This is a genomic window from Mangrovimonas sp. TPBH4, assembly GCF_001280505.1.
Classification (GTDB): Bacteria; Bacteroidota; Bacteroidia; order Flavobacteriales; family Flavobacteriaceae; genus Mangrovimonas_A.
In genome coordinates this window covers 205007-221889 of sequence record NZ_LBIO01000055.1, presented here as the reverse complement: position 1 = coordinate 221889, position 16883 = coordinate 205007, and the positions used below count along the sequence as shown (strand labels likewise).

At 35.9% G+C, this 16883-nt stretch carries 12 protein-coding genes; 4 read left to right on the top strand and 8 right to left on the bottom strand.

Going from position 1 to position 16883, the window contains the following annotated elements; all coding sequences use genetic code 11:
* Positions 1 to 657: 657 nt before the first annotated feature.
* The 5 genes from ZA05_RS12945 to ZA05_RS12925 form a co-directional block, all read right to left on the bottom strand.
* Positions 658 to 2625 (bottom strand): putative porin, encoded by a 1968-nt coding sequence (locus ZA05_RS12945; protein ID WP_053992104.1) that lies wholly within the window; start codon positions 2623 to 2625, stop codon positions 658 to 660.
* Between the two features lie 206 nt (positions 2626 to 2831).
* Positions 2832 to 4730 carry a S8 family serine peptidase gene (locus ZA05_RS12940; RefSeq protein ID WP_053992103.1) on the bottom strand — a complete coding sequence of 633 codons (1899 nt, stop codon included), beginning with the start codon at positions 4728 to 4730 and terminating at the stop codon, positions 2832 to 2834.
* A 108-nt stretch (positions 4731 to 4838) separates the two neighbouring features.
* On the bottom strand, positions 4839 to 5627 hold the full coding sequence (locus ZA05_RS12935) for a hypothetical protein (protein ID WP_157514707.1): 789 nt from the start codon (positions 5625 to 5627) through the stop codon (positions 4839 to 4841).
* A 19-nt stretch (positions 5628 to 5646) separates the two neighbouring features.
* Positions 5647 to 7011 (bottom strand): RagB/SusD family nutrient uptake outer membrane protein, encoded by a 1365-nt coding sequence (locus tag ZA05_RS12930; RefSeq protein ID WP_053992101.1) that lies wholly within the window; start codon positions 7009 to 7011, stop codon positions 5647 to 5649.
* A gap of 49 nt (positions 7012 to 7060) precedes the next feature.
* The gene (locus ZA05_RS12925) at positions 7061 to 10015 is read right to left on the bottom strand and encodes a TonB-dependent receptor (protein WP_053992100.1); all 2955 of its coding nucleotides are present in this window, start codon (positions 10013 to 10015) and stop codon (positions 7061 to 7063) included.
* Positions 10016 to 10268: 253 nt separating this feature from the next.
* On the opposite strand from ZA05_RS12925, the gene ZA05_RS12920 reads away from it, so the two are divergent.
* The 4 genes from ZA05_RS12920 to ZA05_RS12905 all read left to right on the top strand — a co-directional run bounded on the left by ZA05_RS12920 (position 10269) and on the right by ZA05_RS12905 (position 15077).
* Positions 10269 to 10838, top strand: a complete 570-nt coding sequence (locus ZA05_RS12920; RefSeq protein ID WP_053992115.1) for a ribonuclease HII — start codon at positions 10269 to 10271, stop codon at positions 10836 to 10838.
* An 85-nt stretch (positions 10839 to 10923) separates the two neighbouring features.
* Positions 10924 to 13350, top strand: coding sequence for a hypothetical protein (locus tag ZA05_RS12915; RefSeq protein WP_053992099.1), 2427 nt, complete (start codon positions 10924 to 10926; stop codon positions 13348 to 13350).
* A gap of 256 nt (positions 13351 to 13606) precedes the next feature.
* On the top strand, positions 13607 to 14656 hold the full coding sequence (locus ZA05_RS12910; protein WP_053992098.1) for a nucleoid-associated protein: 1050 nt from the start codon (positions 13607 to 13609) through the stop codon (positions 14654 to 14656).
* 52 nt (positions 14657 to 14708) lie between these two features.
* The gene (locus tag ZA05_RS12905) at positions 14709 to 15077 is read left to right on the top strand and encodes a hypothetical protein (RefSeq protein WP_053992097.1); all 369 of its coding nucleotides are present in this window, start codon (positions 14709 to 14711) and stop codon (positions 15075 to 15077) included.
* A gap of 95 nt (positions 15078 to 15172) precedes the next feature.
* Here ZA05_RS12905 and lipB read toward each other — a convergent pair whose 3' ends face one another.
* From lipB to ZA05_RS18085, 3 genes are all read right to left on the bottom strand, one after another.
* Positions 15173 to 15895: a lipoyl(octanoyl) transferase LipB gene (lipB, locus tag ZA05_RS12900; protein WP_053992096.1), complete on the bottom strand. Its 723-nt coding sequence runs from the start codon at positions 15893 to 15895 to the stop codon at positions 15173 to 15175.
* On the bottom strand, positions 15892 to 16635 hold the full coding sequence (locus tag ZA05_RS12895) for a hypothetical protein (RefSeq protein ID WP_053992095.1): 744 nt from the start codon (positions 16633 to 16635) through the stop codon (positions 15892 to 15894). Before ZA05_RS12895 ends, lipB begins: the two co-directional genes overlap by 4 nt.
* Before the next feature lie 78 nt (positions 16636 to 16713).
* Positions 16714 to 16872, bottom strand: a complete 159-nt coding sequence (locus ZA05_RS18085) for a YqaE/Pmp3 family membrane protein (protein WP_082333775.1) — start codon at positions 16870 to 16872, stop codon at positions 16714 to 16716.
* Positions 16873 to 16883 lie beyond the last annotated feature (11 nt).

The following is a 16883-nucleotide window of genomic DNA, read 5'->3' as shown; positions in this document are numbered from 1 at the left end:
CCAATGTGTTAGGCCTGCCGCTAGCGTTCATCCTGAGCCAGGATCAAACTCTTCATCGTTAAATCTTAAATATTATTCAGACTCCCGAAACGGAATTTTCTGGTTCTCAAAATGGCTTGTTCTTTGTGCGACCAAATCTCCTAAAAGATCCGGTCTTACGCTGTCAATTCAATATGTTAATGAACTTGTCTTCTTTGTTTTCCCTAAGCTTATCGCTTAAGCGGGTGCAAATATAGAACCCTTTTTTGAACCTCACAAGCAGTTCGGTTAATTTTTTAAAAGTTTTTTTTTCGTGGCGCTGACCGCTCTCAAAACTTCCCTAACCGACTCTCTCAATGAACTCCCTTCACTCCTACAGCACTCGCTGTTTTTGCGGCTGCAAATATACCGCCTTTTTGGATATGTGCAACTCTTTTTTGGGGTTTTTGGCGATTTTTTTGAGACACGGAATTTACAGGACTGGAATTGAGGTGTTTGGATGTGGAATTATTTTATATTTCCTTTTATCCTTCTCCGTCTCCCTCTTACTACATATATACAATGCACAAACCTTCATATACCTCAAAGCCTTCATTTGTCATATATACAAAGGATAGCCCAAAACAAAAAAGACATACTTTGAAGCATGTCTTTCATAGATATTATAAATTCCATTTACTAGAGAAAGAAGTTCCAGACCAAGCCGAAACGCACAATAAAATCGCGATATGGATAATTAGGAGCGGAATAAAACTTGTAACCTGTCCATGCGGAATTGAAATGTTCTGCCTTCAAATACACCCTCATGGTTCTCACCTTAGCATTTACAAAAAAGTCAAGCATGGGAAAGTTTCCTATTTTCGTGTCGTTTTGAACATAAAATTCAGCAAGCAGCGGATCGTAAGCATTCATATTATATTCGGTGAAATACTTAAAGGTAATTCCTGTTTGTAAAAAAAGTGCCTTCTTCTTAAAGAAATGGTTAGAATAGTAAAGGGTGTTTCTTGTGATAAATTGCGGAACGTTAAATATATTGTCGCCATTCAATACATTTTGATACATAAAGGTGTTATCCAGGGCAAATTTTCCTAATCCAATTTCCTTATTCAGCTTCAACCTTAAATAATTTACAGTATTGTTAGTTTGAAATGGCTTGACACCATCCGCTGTTTCATCCTTGGCAAAATAGGTGTAATTTGTAATATTGGAATAATCAAAAGAAATATTTGCCAACTTCTGGGATTCTAATTCCACAGCCAATTGCTGTGTTTGAACATTGTCAAACACATTAGAATTGTCCCAATTGTAATTTAGGTAATCACTATGGTAAAGCAAATAATTATAGTTTGGGGCCTTGGAGCTAGAATTGAAAGAAGCTCCAAACTTGATATCATCTGAGAACTCATATCTAGCAGAGCCCTGAAAAAAATTACCATCTAAATCTCCCGAAACATTTATCCCAAATTCTCCTTGGACATTAAACTTACCAAATGTGTTGGCATAACTTCCTCCTGCTTCCAGAACATCTCCCTTTAAACGGTTGGTAATTGTATTGCCCTCCAAGATTACCAATGCATCATAACCATAATTATAGTTGTAGTAATCTATGTTCACCTTAATATTCCCCAGTGTTTTTTCATTGAAATCTACATAAAAACGATTTCTGAAATCTTCCAAGGTTACTTTATCATTGATTTTATTAGTCAAAAATGCTTCGCCGAAGAAATCGTTTCGGGCACTTTGTACAAATTGATAGTATTTATCCTCAAAGGAAATAACATGACCAACATTAAAGCTGGGTTTTGGCAAGGAATCATTTGTTTTGGTTATTTGATATTGATGGTCCAAATGAAAACGCTTTCCTTCCAAAATATTTTCAGCATTTTCAAAAACGGGATCAAAAACCGACCTGTCCTTAAATTCCTTATTCCCTGATTCAAAATTCACCAAATCAAGATCCCTTAAACCTCCATTCTCTTCATTCATTAAATCCTGCATTACAATATGACCTCGCAAATTATACCGATTGTTTTTTGTAGTATAATTGGTCGTAAACCTAAAATTTCCAGTACTTGTAAGTTGGTGCTGATATTTCCCCAAAGAACGTAACCCTTTATAGGCTATTGTGAAGTTAAGCTGTTTAGAAGTGTTAACACTGAATAAGGCGTCCAACAAATGGCCTTGTTCAAATACAGTTTTATAGCAAAGTTCTGTAAAAGGCGTCGCCACTTGGTAATAATATATATCCTCAATTTCCATATAATTAAAATGCCTTGCCCTAGCACCAAAGTCCGGCATCACATCTGTATTGGAAACATTATAGCTTAAGGAATTGAAGGTTTGTCCAGTATTTAGGAAATTGATACGCTCAAAATTATCCTTTCTTAGGTAATTAAATTTGTAATCCTTTTTTATGGTAAGTGAGGTATCGACAAAAGTGGTATCATTTTTATACGACACCATTTTGTACATGTCGATTGTAGCCTTCTTTTCTTTTGACTTGCTTTTATTATCTCTTTTAAGATTGGAATTGGTTGTATCAATAGATGTTCTTCCTTCATTGGGGAATGTCTTGTCAAATTTCTTGACCTGAGCATTCATTGTCACAGTCATCAAAATAAAAACAATGAAAAATAATTTTCTCATACCTGTAGTAAAATATGGAGCAAAAGTAAGTATTTAAAACGAAAAATAGAGTTAGAATATTATGACTTAACCTGCTAAACATTTCTCCTTTCTTTATTATAAAAAAGACATGCGTACCCTATAAAAAAACCGCAATAAGTTAATCCTTATTGCGGTCATTTCAATAAGACCTATCCTGTTAAGATAAGTCTAATTACAACTAAATATTATTCTATAACAATTTTTTTGTTAAAGTTCTGTGTGCCATTTTCAACATTCAAGAAGTAAACACCAGCAGAGAACTCCTTAACATTAATAGTATGTACCAAACTTGAAGTTTTTACTTCAGATTGATATACCATACGACCATGGATGTCATACAAACTAACGTTTGTGTTATTCTCTAGCGAAGTTAACTTAAGGTTAATAACATCTTGAGCTGGGTTTGGCCAAACAGAAATATTCTCCATGATATTCTCTTCTACTCCCAAACTAGCATCAATTCCTGTAACAATAAGTGAAAAGTCTTGAAGGTCATCCACCAATGTTCCTTTATGAGTAACTGTTATGGTATATTCACCAGAAGCATTATTAACTTCAATTTTTTCAACATTATCTACAGTATTATCCCCATTATTAGTAGCTGCCCCGGAAGGAAACGCTGCATTAAGCTTCCATGGATAATATGTATTCTCTCCTTGAGTTACCCTTAAATCTAAATCGTTTACCAACATAGACGTTGTATTATCCAACATTTCTTCAGAAGTACCAGTGATAACCGTCCCCTCAGGATCAACCCAACTTATAGTAACAACTAAAGGTTCATCTCCTACCACCGTCACAGTAGTAGAGAAAGTATCTCCATCATCTATTGAAGTTTCAGAAATCATAGATGTTGCTCCATCATTCGTGATACATTCTGCAGCAGCCTCGGCGTTTAACAATCCCCATCCAAATTGAGCATCTGGCCCATCGGTAAACCCAGCTTCATTTGCCGTATGGGCAACCAAAGCTTTTACTGTAGCTGCCTTCATGTAAATATCGTTAAGATTATTATAATGCTCTTGTAAAAGCCCTAATGTTCCAGTTACACTAGGTGAAGCCATTGAAGTTCCTTGATAAGTTGCATATGATGCATCAGAAGTAGAAATACTTGACTTCACACCAACTCCTTGAGCGGAAATATCTGGCTTAACTCTACCATCATCAGTAGGCCCCCAATTACTAAAAGTACTCATACTCACACTAAAAGGACCTGTATAGTTATCCACTTCATTAACGGCCGCAACTACCAATGTATTCTTAGCCGTTCCCCATTGAGTCAACATATCATATCCACCCTTATTTGATCCTAAAGAACTTAAAGCTCTATCATTTCCAGCAGCCCAAACAGGCAAATAATATGGAGCACTATATGCCAATTCATCCATTGCTTTGGCATTAGTAGTGTATTTACCAAATGTATAAACAGGTATCACTAATTGATTATCATTATTAAAAGCAACCTGCCCCCAAGAGTTATTAGATAACAACATACCTGCCGCTGCTTGGGTAGTCATTTCGGACAAAAAATTATTTGTATCGTATGCTATGGCAGTTCCTGCATAAGACATTCCTTTAGCATCACTGCTCACACCAGAAGCAATTATAGTTCCTGTAACATGCGTAGCATGATCGGTTTCATCTGAAGGTGTTGTAAAAATAGCAAAGTCTCCTTGAGAAACACGCCCTACTAATTCTTGATGTGTAGTCCTAACTCCTTCAATTTCCCAAACTCTAAACGAAATGTCTGCACCTGAAAGATCCAAACCTAGACTCCCTCCTTCATACAATTCATCAGCCATAACGGTTGCTGCCGCGTCGGCATTAACACTTGCCACATACATTGCACTTCCATCTTCATTAAGCCCCTGTAAAACAGCCTTTCTTCCATTAATATAGGTTACAGCTGGGAACTTCTCCAAAGCCTCTCGAAGAGAATTTTGGTTGTTTGTCTCGAATTTTTTTGATAATTCCAACAACCTACTTTTGTCGTCTTCCTTAAGATACTTGGATACCTGGTCATTAGTTTGACCAAAGACATTAATGCCGGCACATAATAATAGAGATAGAGTAATATTCTTCATTGTAGAATTTTATAATAATAAAGCGGCCAAATATATAATTATAGCCGTTATAAAACAAAAAAGGAAGAGCTTTTAACTCTTCCTTTTTCCTAAATATTTGTTAAATCTTTACAATTTTGTAAAAGTAATATGTGTTTCTGGGAACACACCAGCATCCACTCTTACTTGGAAATACATATCAATAACTTTTTCACAAGCATCGAATGTCCCATATCCGTTATAGATATAAGCAGGTCCATAAGTTGGATGATCAAAAAGGTAGTTCTCTAAGTATGGAGGGAAATCCAATACGAAATTAGATGGATTATTATCATTTAAAAACACTCGAGTACTAGTAGTTGGAGAAACTCCCCAAACATTACTCAAAATAATTTCGTTATCAGCTTCACCAGCTGTTGCAACAGATTCATAAACACCAAAATCTTCTTCATCTGCTTCATAAACTCCTAAGAATTCATCTCTTACAAATGGACAGAATTGGTAGAATGTCATACTAAATGTGTTATCAAAAGTAGCAACTTCTGATCCAGTTACGTCCTCTAAATTCAATATTAAAGTACTTCCTGAAACTACATCTTCGTAAGAACCGAATACCTGAACTGTTCCTATATATTCTCCTGCAGGGATTACCATGGTATTTCCTATAGTAAATTGAGAAGCGTCCGCTGTAGAAGCTGGGTCAATAGACACTGTAATAGTTCTGTCTGTATCTGAAGCTACAGTTACTCCAACCTCGATATCAAAACTAGAACCATCAACATCTTGTACGTAATAATTGGCAACCGTACCATCCGTAAAATATGCTAAATCTGGTCCATTGTAAATTTCTGGTTCTTGTTCATCACAAGACGTCAAGAACAATGAAAATATGGACAGTATAAATAAATACTTTTTCATCTTTTATATTATTATATTATTAATATTGTGCGTTTTGTTGAATCACATCGTTGGCAAAAATTTCATCCGAAGGGATTGGCAATGCTAATCTGTAATCACCTGCATCCATAGAACAAGGATCAGCTGCTTCTGCACAGTCATCAGCCCCTCTATTTACACCTAATCCAAATCTTTTTAGATCGAAAAATCTATGCCCTTCATACGCCAATTCAAAACGTCTTTCCCCTAAAATATCATTTAAGGCATTGCTTTCACTTGAGTAAGAAACAACCCCCATTGAACCACCAGGAACAACACGCGTATTCCTTAATGTCTCAACGTCCTGAGCTGCTAAATCCAAAGATCCAGTTCTAGCATAAGCCTCAGCTCTAATTAAATATTGCTCTCCTGTTCTAAATAATTTAATATCATTTAGACCATAATTAGCAGAAGTACCTAAATACTTCCCTACCATTAAATTACTTTCGTCAAAATTAGCTACGTCAATGTTCACAAATGTTCTAATATCATTAGTCCATCCGCTAGCGAACATGTGGTCTAACAAATCATATGATAAATTAAAAAATACATCTCCATTTGTATCTGTAAAAATAGTTCCTACAGCACCATCACCTGAAGTTCTTCCTAATTTAAATACTACTTCTGTTTCAACTTGATCTGTAAACACCCCTTGAAACTCAGCAGAAGTCGCTAAAGGAGCAGCATTAATTACTTGTGTAGCATAACTGATTGCAGACGCATAATCTTTTTGGTACAAGGCTATTCTTGCTCTTAAGGCGTTAATACCTGTTTTTGTAAAACGTGTATTGTCAGTGTAAGTTGCACTCAACATATTATAAGCCTCTGTCAAATCTGCATTAATAAAAGCAAACACTTCACCAACAGTATTTCTCGGGAATTGCTCATACACATAAACACCGTCAATGATTGGTACACCCAAAGAAGCATTTTCATAATCCTGAGCAAACAATCTCAACAAGTCGAAATGCTCCATAGCTCTAATCGCCAAACATTCTGCCTTAATACGTTGCATTGTTGCTTCCTCATCCTCATTAATAGGATTAATGTTTTCCATTGCATCCATAAGTCTATTGGCTCTGGCAATAACATTGTACATATTACCCCATAATCCTACAACTTCATTTGTTCCTGGATTAATTGACCATCTATGAACAGCAATACCCTGTCCTCTATTGGTTTCAGCTATTCTAAGATCATCTGTAAAACGAGATGACCATTGAATTATGTTTGATCCAGAGATACCAGCGTATACACCATACATCCCTCTTTCCAAATCATCTACATTAGTAAATGAATTTTCCTCTAAAATTTCATCATCTGGGTCTATATTATAGGCATCCTCACATGAATAATTGAAGCCCATAAGTAGAACAACTACTAAAAATCTTGATATTCTTTTCATACTATTTTTTTTAGAAATTAAGATCCAATCCAATTGTAAACGTTCTTGGCGTTGGATACTCGTATTGAGCAATATTATTATCATCTTCAGGATCGAACCCTGTAAACTTAGTCCAAGTATACAAGTTTTGTCCTTGTGCATACAATCTCAATCCTGAAATATAACCAATGCTATCAATATATCTTTGAGGCAAATTATAGGCAATTGTTAAGTTTCTCCATTTAGTAAAAGATGCATCTTCTATGTCTTTTGAAGAAAACTCTCTGTTATACAAATAACTTTGTACTTCAGTAATATCACCTGGTTCTTGCCACATATCTAACATTACCGTAGACATATTGTACTGTGCAAAGTTAGGGTTTTCTTGGAAGAATGTTTGGTTATTAAATCTATAGTAATCTGCAGCAAACGTAAACAAAGTAGACAATTCAAATCCCTTATAATTTACTTTAGCTCCAAAACCACCTGTCCAAACAGGGTTATAACTTCCAAAATCAGCTACTGCATTAGTTTCACTATAAACATTTGTAATGTTTCCATCCAAATCATAGTATAATGGCTCACCATTCGCAGGGTTAACACCGGCCCACTCCACAATATAATGTGTTCCAAGAGGCAATCCTTCTCTAATGATAGAGGTTCCTTGTTCAAATTCACTTACTTGAGCAAGATCTAAGATTTCATTCTCATTATAATTAAAGTTACCGTTCAACTCAAATTGAAAATCATCAGTTCTTACAAGTACACCAGATAAACTAACATCTACACCAGCATTCCTCATAGATCCCGCATTGGCATCAATACTACCTATACCTGCAGAAGACAACGGCAAGCTAAATGGAATGAATAAATCTGTCGTTTTGTTGTTGTAATATTCAACAGTACCAGATAACCTATAATTAAACAAATCAAAATCAACCCCTACATTAAATTGGTTTGATGTTTCCCAACCTAAATCTGGATTTCCAATTGCACCAAAAGCAATACCAGTATTACCGTTGTAAGAAGTCTGACCATATTGTGTTGAGTATGAAAAATCGGCTGCTGATTCTTGGTTACCAGAAGTACCATAACTAGCTCTTAACTTTAAATTATTGATGGTTTTATTCCCTGCCAAAAACTCTTCATTAGAAATATTCCATCTACCAGCAACCGAGTAAAACGTTGCCCATTGGTTTTCATTAGAGAATTTAGATGACGCATCACGTCTTAACGATAGGTCTAAACCAAAACGACCGTCAAAATCATAGTTCACCAAACCGAAATAAGAAAACAATCCTCTTTCTGTAACACCTCCACTAACTGTTGGAATCAACTCATTATCTGGAGTTCCCTCACTAATTCCCGCAGGCACACCCACTAATGTTGGATTAATCCCATATCCAGTAAACCCACTAGATCTAGCATGAAGCTTCACATATTCGATATATGCTCCCGCCGTTAAGTTATGTTTGTTAGCAAAGGTATTTTCATATACCAATCTACTTGTAGAAGTTATTCTTGCACTATAACTATTAGATTCACTGTAGAATCCTGCATTACCAGGGTTTGTAGTGCTACCATAATGTGTAGCAGGATCAGAAAATCTAAAGGTATTATCTTGACGATAGTCAACTCCTATATCTGCTCTTGCATATACATTTTTGAATAAGTCTCTTTGAGCAAATCCAGAACCTACAAACCTCATTTGTTTATTTTCTCTTCCGTTAACCAAAAGATTTTCCAAAGCATTCGCTCCAACTTTCCCATTTCCCGTCGCAAATGAGCCATCTTCATTATATGGAGCATCATAAGGAGACCCTAAGTAAACCGCAGCATAAGGGTTTTGTAAAGTAATAGAGTTCTCTGAGTCAATCAAATCAGAAATAGTGTAAGCCACCAAAGTATTAAATCCAACTTTCGTTTTATCATTAGGTCTTACCTCAAAGTTATTACGCAAAGTAAAACGCTTTAAAGCAGATCTATCTGCAATCCCTTCTTGATCGAAGTAACTTAAACTACTGAAGTAACGAGATTTATCTGTACCTCCAGACATAGACATTTCATGAGTAGCTGTTTGAGCTGTTCTAAAGAAATAATCTTCCCAATTTGTATTAACTTGTGCAAGTTCAGCGATTTCAGCATCGGTTTTCCCAACTCCAAGTCCATTACCAACCAATCTTTGGAAATTTAGCAATTGTTCAGAATTCATCATTGTGAAACGTGAATTACCTACTTTAGATATACCGTATTGCGTTCTGTACTTGAATAGAGTTTTTTCTCCAAAAGCTCCTTTTTTGGTTGTTACAACAATCACACCATTCGCACCTCTAGAACCGTATTGAGCTGTAGCACTAGCATCCTTTAGCACAGAAACACTTTCAAAATCATTTGAATTTAAACCTGCAAAGTCTGCACCAGAAACCTGAATTCCATCTACAATATAAAGTGGATCGTTACTTCCGTTAATAGACCCATTACCTCTAATTCTAACCCTTGCAGAAGCTCCAGGTTGACCAGAACCAGCCGAAACTTGAACCCCAGGAGCCTGACCTTGTAGGATTTGATCAAATGAAGCAATCGGCACTTGCTCGATAGCTTCAGCATTCACTACAGAAACTGCTCCAGCAACTTTAGATTTGTCCTGTGTAGAATATCCCACAACAACAACTTCTTCTAATGCAGCAATATCTTCCTGCATAGATACATTTATAGAATTACTTGTGCCTACTACCATTTCAACAGTTTTCATACTAACAAAAGAAAACACCAGAGTCTCTCCAGAACTTACAGCAATAGTATAATTACCGTCAAAATCTGTTTGAACACCTCTAGATGTTCCTTTTACAATTACATTTACACCAGGCAATGGCAAGCCATCTGATTCTGATATAACTGTTCCTGTGACCGTCTTCTCCTGTGCGAAAGAAAACTGCATCACTAACGCCATGAATAGCGTCATTAACCATGTTAACTTTAATTTCATAAAACAATTATTTGAGTTAGTCTTGCGCAAACATCTTAATAATATATTAAATAAGCAAGTTATTTTATTAAAAAAGTGTTAACGCAAATTCCAGCAAAAAACTCAGCAATTACAAGTGTTTCAACATGGTACAACAACTAAAAGATGTATAAAATCCAATTTGGTTGCGTTAAAATTTTAACTTTGCCCAAACTTTAACATTTTCACTTCCTTTAACATTTTGCCTTTAAAAACCAATTTTTCAAATTTCCAGATGGAATGCGGCACAGACGAAGCCGGTCGCGGTTGTTTAGCTGGACCTGTTACTGCAGCCGCTGTTATTCTACCAAACAACTTAAAAAACTCTCTGATAAATGATTCGAAAGCACTTACGGAGCATAAGCGCTTAAATCTTAAACCTATTATTGAGGACCAAGCTACCGCTTTTGCCTTTTCGCATATTTGGCCTGAGGAAATTGACACCATCAATATTTTGAATGCTTCGATTCTCGCCATGCACAAAGCAATTGAACAGTTACTCCCCCAGCCTGAATTTATCATTGTAGATGGCAACAAGTTCAAACCGTTTAAAGACATCCCATTTGAAACTATTATAAAAGGAGACGGCAAATACCTTAGCATCGCGGCCGCTTCCATTATAGCAAAAACTGAACGAGACGCTTACATGAACAAAATCCACGAAGAATTTCCGATGTACAATTGGAAAAAAAATAAAGGCTATCCCACCAAAGAACACAGAGAGGCAATTAAAGAATATGGCATTACAAAATATCATCGTAAATCATTCAAGTTACTTCCAGACCAATTAAAACTGAAACTTTAGGTCAAAAATTTACATGCATTTTTTTTGATTCCGATTCAGTATATTTGTCTTGAAAAGTCCATGTTCCCAAAACCCCTCTTTATTAATGAAATACTTTTTTGCAAGCCTCCTAATTGTACTTCTATTTAGTTGCAACACCAACCATTCCAAACAAACTAAACTAAGCCACCTCATTCCAGAAAACTCTAGGGTTGTTATAAAAACTTCAAATTTAGGCAACCTAAGGAGCAATCTAAAAAACAACGACCTAATAAAATCTCTAGTAGAGGGTAGAGATAGCAGCTATATTTTCAAGCAACTTGAATTTTTAAAACACCTCAATCCCGAAGGGCCTGTTTTAATTTGCCTTGCCCAAAATAAAAAGGATAGTTTGGACTTAAGTATTATTACAAAAAACCGCACAAACCTTATAAGATTTGATTCGCTAACAAAACATGAGGAGGAAGTATTAAAAAGCAAGAGCAAAACCATCCAAAAAACCATTGTAGAAAATGAAGTTTTTTACAGCACAACAATTGACAGTATCTTTTTTACTTCCAGTTCAAGAAGTATTATAGAGAAGGTCAAGCCTCAACCTTTAACCGATTCCGAATTGCAAAAAGCCCTGAATGCTACCTCTAGCGACAAAACACTTTCAGTTGTTTTTACTTCTGGCAAGCAATTCCCTTCATTGTTCAAAACTGAAGAATTATCAAAGTCAAAACTTTCCGATTATCTTATGGTGGATCTGGAGATTTCCCAAGATGACCTGATTCTAAACGGTATCACCAAAGCAATAGATTCAACAAAAAGCTTCATCAATATTTTTAAAAATACAATTCCACAGGAAAATAAAATAAGTAAAGTATGCCCTCCAAATACCGAGGCATTTTTAAGCTTCACCTATAACAATTACAAAACCTTTCAGGACCAACTGAATCTTTTTTCCAATAAGGACTCAATTTCAGACTCCAATCCGCTTTTTGAGAACATCAACGAAATTGGCATACTATACAATAAGGACTCGCGAGCCATCTTCCTTAATTCTATCGACCCAACTTCAACCTTGGAGCTGCTTGAAGAAAACAGCCTTGTTGAAACCTACAGAACTATTACAATTCATTCATTTAGCACACCAGGCACTTTCAAAGCACAGTTCCAACCAATTATAACGTTTGAAAACGCCACACACTTCATTAATCTTGATGATTATTTTGTATTTAGTGACAATTTGGACTTTCTAAAAGAAATTATAGCCAATTATCAAAACGACCACACCCTTTCTTCCGAAAGCTTCTATAAAAATTTAACTCAACAGCTTAGTGACGAATCGTCTTTACTCACTTTTGGCAACCACAGAGAATTACTCTCTATTTTGAAACAGAACTTTTCCGAAGATTTAAACATAAACATTGACAATTATAAAGCCTCCGCACTGCAATTTATTTACGATTCGGATTTTGCACATATTAATGGGGTCATTAAAAAACATAAAGCAAAACAAGTCTCCAATGCTATTTCGGAGGAGTTTACCATTTCTTTGGACAACGATTTATTAACGACACCTCAATTTGTCACCAATCATATTACCAAGCAAAAGGATATTGTTGTACAGGACGTAAAAAACAACCTTTACCTTATTTCCAACGAGGGTAAAATTTATTGGAAAAAACAACTTCAAGGAAAAATTCTAGGCAAAATAGAGCAAATTGACATGTATAAAAACGGACGCTTGCAATTAGCCTTCACAACACCAAACCGTGTATATGTTATTGCCAGAAACGGGAAGGATGTTTCTCCTTTCCCTTTAAATTTCAAGGACCAAATCACGCAACCGCTGTCTGTTTTTGATTACGACAAAAGAAAAAAATATCGCCTAATGGTCACACAGGGCAAAGAAATACTCCTGTATGACCAGAGAGGAAAAACTGTAAAAGGATTTACTTTTAAAAAAGCTAAACACACAATTTCCTCACAGCCAAAACATTTTAGAATAGGAAGAAAGGACTATATTGTATTTGCTGAGGGAACTTCCCTCCAAATTTTGGACAGAGTTGGAAAGACAAGAGTAAACGTTAAGGACGCTATAAATTTTTCAGACAACGACATTTATTTATACGAAAACAAATTTACCACCACAACCAATAACGGCGCATTGTTTCAGGTAAATCAAAATGGCAAGATTAATAGCGCCAATTTAAACCTTAGCGATTCACATGGACTCACCACCACCAATAAAACTCTAGTAACGCTTTCTGAAAACAAATTGAATATAAAATCTCATTCAGTAGAATTGGATTATGGCGAGTATACGGAACCTAAAATCTTCTATGTAAATGACAAAATCTATGTCTCCACAACAGATTTACAATCCAAAAAAGTATACCTTTTTGACAGCCAAGGGAAATCCATTCCAAATTTCCCCATTTACGGAAACTCATCAATAGATTTAGACTCTATAGACCGGGATAAAAATGTTGAAATTGTTACCAAAGGAGAATCCAACAGTCTGATTATATACAAAATAAATTAAACACAATTTAAACCACTAAATATCCTTTATTTCCAACAGAATATACAATCTGTTTTGAAATACGCTGGAATTTAAGTATATTTAATAACATTCAAAAGACACACCACTTGCCTAGAGCAAAATAATATACGCCAAGGCAGCCAAATTACAAGTCCCCTTGAATCAAACGCCAAAGTTCAGCTTTGGCGTTTTTTTATACCCTTATTCCCTCTAAATTTAGTAGTATTGCAAACCGAAATAATCAGAGCTCCAAATCATGATAAAACGCACAAAAGCCTCCATCTCCAAATGCATTATTCACAAGGTTGGTAACAAATTCAACAGTACCAAAAATGCTTTTTCAGAAAGCCTTTTAGAGTTTGACGAGGCTAGTTACGAACTACTGCTTCCCTATTTGCTTCGTCCTTTCGGGAGTATTGCAGAAACCTACCGTTTCAACCATCATTCCAACATAGAACTGAACGAAATAAACAGTTATGCCAAACAGCTCTTGGAAAACGACACAGAGTTTATAGATATTTCAAAACATATTGTCAACCATTTGTTTGAACAATCCAATTCTGCTCAAATAAAAACGGGAGATGTTATTGTATGCTTATTTCACGACATTCAATACGAAGACTATACAACTGATGCCGTGGGGATTTTCAAAATTGAAAATAAGACCAATTTCTTCCAAACCTATATGGAAAATGGCAGTTACGACATTTACGTACAATCTGGGATTCAAACCAAAAAAGTAGACAAGGGTTGTTTGATTCTAAACGCTGCCGACACCGAAGGCAAAATTGTATTGAGCGTAGACCACAATAATTACGACACCCAATACTGGATCAAAAGCTTTTTGAACGTGAAATATCCAGACGACTCCAATGAGCACACCAAAAACTATATCGAGATGTGCCGTGAGTTTTCAAAAGAAGTGGTACAGCCCAATTTTGGCGGACAGGAACACAGTAATTTCTTAGCCAAAACGGTAGATTTCTTTAAGGAACGTGAAATTGCAAACGTCGAGAATTTTAAAGAAGAAGTGTTTGAGGAAGAAAAGCATAAGACACTTTTTGACGACTTTAAAAAGGATTACGAATCCGATCACAACATAGTAATCCGTAATCAATTTGACATTTCCGAAGTAGTCCTTAAAAAGCAAAAGCAAAAAATAAAAAGCGAAATCAAGCTAGATACCAACATCCAGATCAAACTAGATATCGATGCGCCGGATGCCTCTGAGGATTATTTGGAACGCGGCTATGACGAAGCCAAAAAAATGCATTATTACAAGGTATTTTTTAACAAAGAATTCTGATTTTATTCTATGTATATTCTGTAAATTTGCACCCGATTTTAATACTTTAATTATGAAAAATGCAATTTACACCTTAATTTTTGCGTTATTTTTAAATTTTAACGCATTTAGCACAACGACCAACATTCAAGATTCTGTAGTAATTGGAGATGTTTTAACCATCAACACTCCTGAAAATCAAACTTTTAAAGACGTTGATTTTCCAAAACTTAATCTCATTGTCAAACGTGGTGGAGTTGCCTCTTTCAATAGTGTAGACAATGTAGCTGTTGTGGTTTCTGAAATGAAAGAAGATAACAACGGGAATACCATTGTAGTATTGAAAAGACAAGACGGAAAAAAATTCTTCAACCAATACAAAGAAGTATCTGCCAATTTGGAAGATGCCTTGGCCTCTGGAGAATTGAGCATCGTAAAATAAGCTTATAATTTAGGCCCCTTATCTATAAAAAACCCCAAAGGACTCTTTAAGAGACTTTGGGGTTTTCTATGTCCAAAAAATTGTAATTTTTAAATTTATACTGTATGGGGCACAACGGTTAATTCCGCCTGAAAAAGCTGCTTAAAATGTTTTAGAAGCTTTTCCTTGACTTCATTTTCATCTACTTCATTTACGCCCAACTCCACATTTAAAGAGCTTACAGCCTTCCCTTTGATCCCACAAGGGATAATATTATCAAAATAGCCCAAATCTGCATTTACATTTAAGGCAAATCCGTGCATGGTCACCCAGCGACTGGCCCTAACACCCATGGCACAAATTTTTCTAGCAAACGGCGTTCCAACATCCAACCAAACACCGGTTTCTCCTTCACTACGCTCTGCTTTCAAACCGTATTCAGCCAAAGTGAGAATCACCATTTCTTCAAGAAACCGAAGATACTTATGAATATCCGTAAAGAAATTATCAAGATCCAAAATAGGATACCCTACAATTTGCCCTGGGCCATGATAAGTAATATCCCCACCACGATTTATTTTGTAAAAGGTAGCTCCTTTAGCACTAAGTTGCGCCTCGCTTAAAAGAAGATTTGAAAGGTCGCCGCTTTTGCCCAAAGTATATACATGGGGATGCTCTACCAACAACAAATAATTAGGTGTAGGATCGTTGGCAGCCTCTCGCCTATTTTTAATCTTTAAATCTAGAATTTCTTTAAACAGCCTCTCTTGATAGTCCCAAGTTTCCCTGTAGTCCTTTAATCCTAAATCCTGTATTTGTACAACTTTGTTAAAACTCATTTCTCTAATATCACTTCTAGATTCAAGGCTTCGGGATTCTTAAGGTACTCCATAAAGCCAAACTCAAGGGTTACAGTTTTACGATCGTCACTGAACATGGCTGTTTCGTTGGAAACCGACTTAATGGGCCGAGGAAAATGATAATTTAATTTATAGGTTGATGATTCATACAACATTGCCATTTCACCTAAACTATCCACTATTTGTTGGTGTAATTCCTTATTGAGGATTTTTGTTTTCCTTGTAAATTTTCTACCGTTAAAACTGTACTTTAATTCGGAAGTTTCAGGCCCCAAAGCAGAAAACTTGTTGTCACCTTCCGCTGCATTTTTATCTCCCAAACTTTGCATTTTTGTCATGGCAGCAAACATATCCTGAAGTTCGTCCACATCTTTAAAATTGGTAAACAAATCAAACTCCATGGTTTTGGACGCAGGATCCATTAACATATGCATGGAGAAATTCTCCAAGCTTTTCAAGGCTTCTTGCTCCTCCTTGGGCAATTTGGAAATACTATCTTTCTTCTCTTCAAAAAATTCCTTAAAAGTAAATGTAGAATCCACCTTTTCTTCGGTTTGGTTTGCCAACTCCTCTCCTGTCATTTTCATCATTTCAGAAGCGTCAAAGGTAAATTCCATTTTACCTGAGCCATTTTCATTGATATAGATGTTCTCAGAAAATTCGCAGCTTGTAGCAGTAGTCAAAAGAATCCCTAACAGGACCCAAATAATTTTGTTCATTGGTGATCATTTAAATTGCCTTACAAAGATACGTTATAAATTGCACATACCTAAGCGAGGAAGCCCACCAATACATTACTACCGTCTAGGATTATTTACAATTACCAAAGCAGCAATCACTCCCGGCACCCAACCGCAGAACCACAACAAAAATACAATTAATACAGAACCACAACCTTTGTCCAAAACTGCCAAAGGCGGGCAAATAATGGACACCAAAACTCTCCAAATACTCATTTAAAAAAACT

Excerpts from the sequence above, each read along its gene's own strand:
- ZA05_RS12945 (WP_053992104.1), bottom strand. The coding sequence starts at position 2,625 with ATGAGAAAATTATTTTTCATTGTTTTTATTTTGATGACTGTGACAATG.
- ZA05_RS12940 (WP_053992103.1), bottom strand. The coding sequence starts at position 4,730 with ATGAAGAATATTACTCTATCTCTATTATTATGTGCCGGCATTAATGTC.
- ZA05_RS12935 (WP_157514707.1), bottom strand. The coding sequence starts at position 5,627 with ATGAAAAAGTATTTATTTATACTGTCCATATTTTCATTGTTCTTGACG.
- ZA05_RS12930 (WP_053992101.1), bottom strand. The coding sequence starts at position 7,011 with ATGGGCTTCAATTATTCATGTGAGGATGCCTATAATATAGACCCAGAT.
- ZA05_RS12925 (WP_053992100.1), bottom strand. The coding sequence starts at position 10,015 with ATGAAATTAAAGTTAACATGGTTAATGACGCTATTCATGGCGTTAGTG.
- ZA05_RS12920 (WP_053992115.1), top strand. The coding sequence starts at position 10,269 with ATGGAATGCGGCACAGACGAAGCCGGTCGCGGTTGTTTAGCTGGACCT.
- ZA05_RS12915 (WP_053992099.1), top strand. The coding sequence starts at position 10,924 with ATGAAATACTTTTTTGCAAGCCTCCTAATTGTACTTCTATTTAGTTGC.
- ZA05_RS12910 (WP_053992098.1), top strand. The coding sequence starts at position 13,607 with ATGATAAAACGCACAAAAGCCTCCATCTCCAAATGCATTATTCACAAG.
- ZA05_RS12905 (WP_053992097.1), top strand. The coding sequence starts at position 14,709 with ATGAAAAATGCAATTTACACCTTAATTTTTGCGTTATTTTTAAATTTT.
- lipB (WP_053992096.1), bottom strand. The coding sequence starts at position 15,895 with ATGAGTTTTAACAAAGTTGTACAAATACAGGATTTAGGATTAAAGGAC.
- ZA05_RS12895 (WP_053992095.1), bottom strand. The coding sequence starts at position 16,635 with ATGAACAAAATTATTTGGGTCCTGTTAGGGATTCTTTTGACTACTGCT.
- ZA05_RS18085 (WP_082333775.1), bottom strand. The coding sequence starts at position 16,872 with ATGAGTATTTGGAGAGTTTTGGTGTCCATTATTTGCCCGCCTTTGGCA.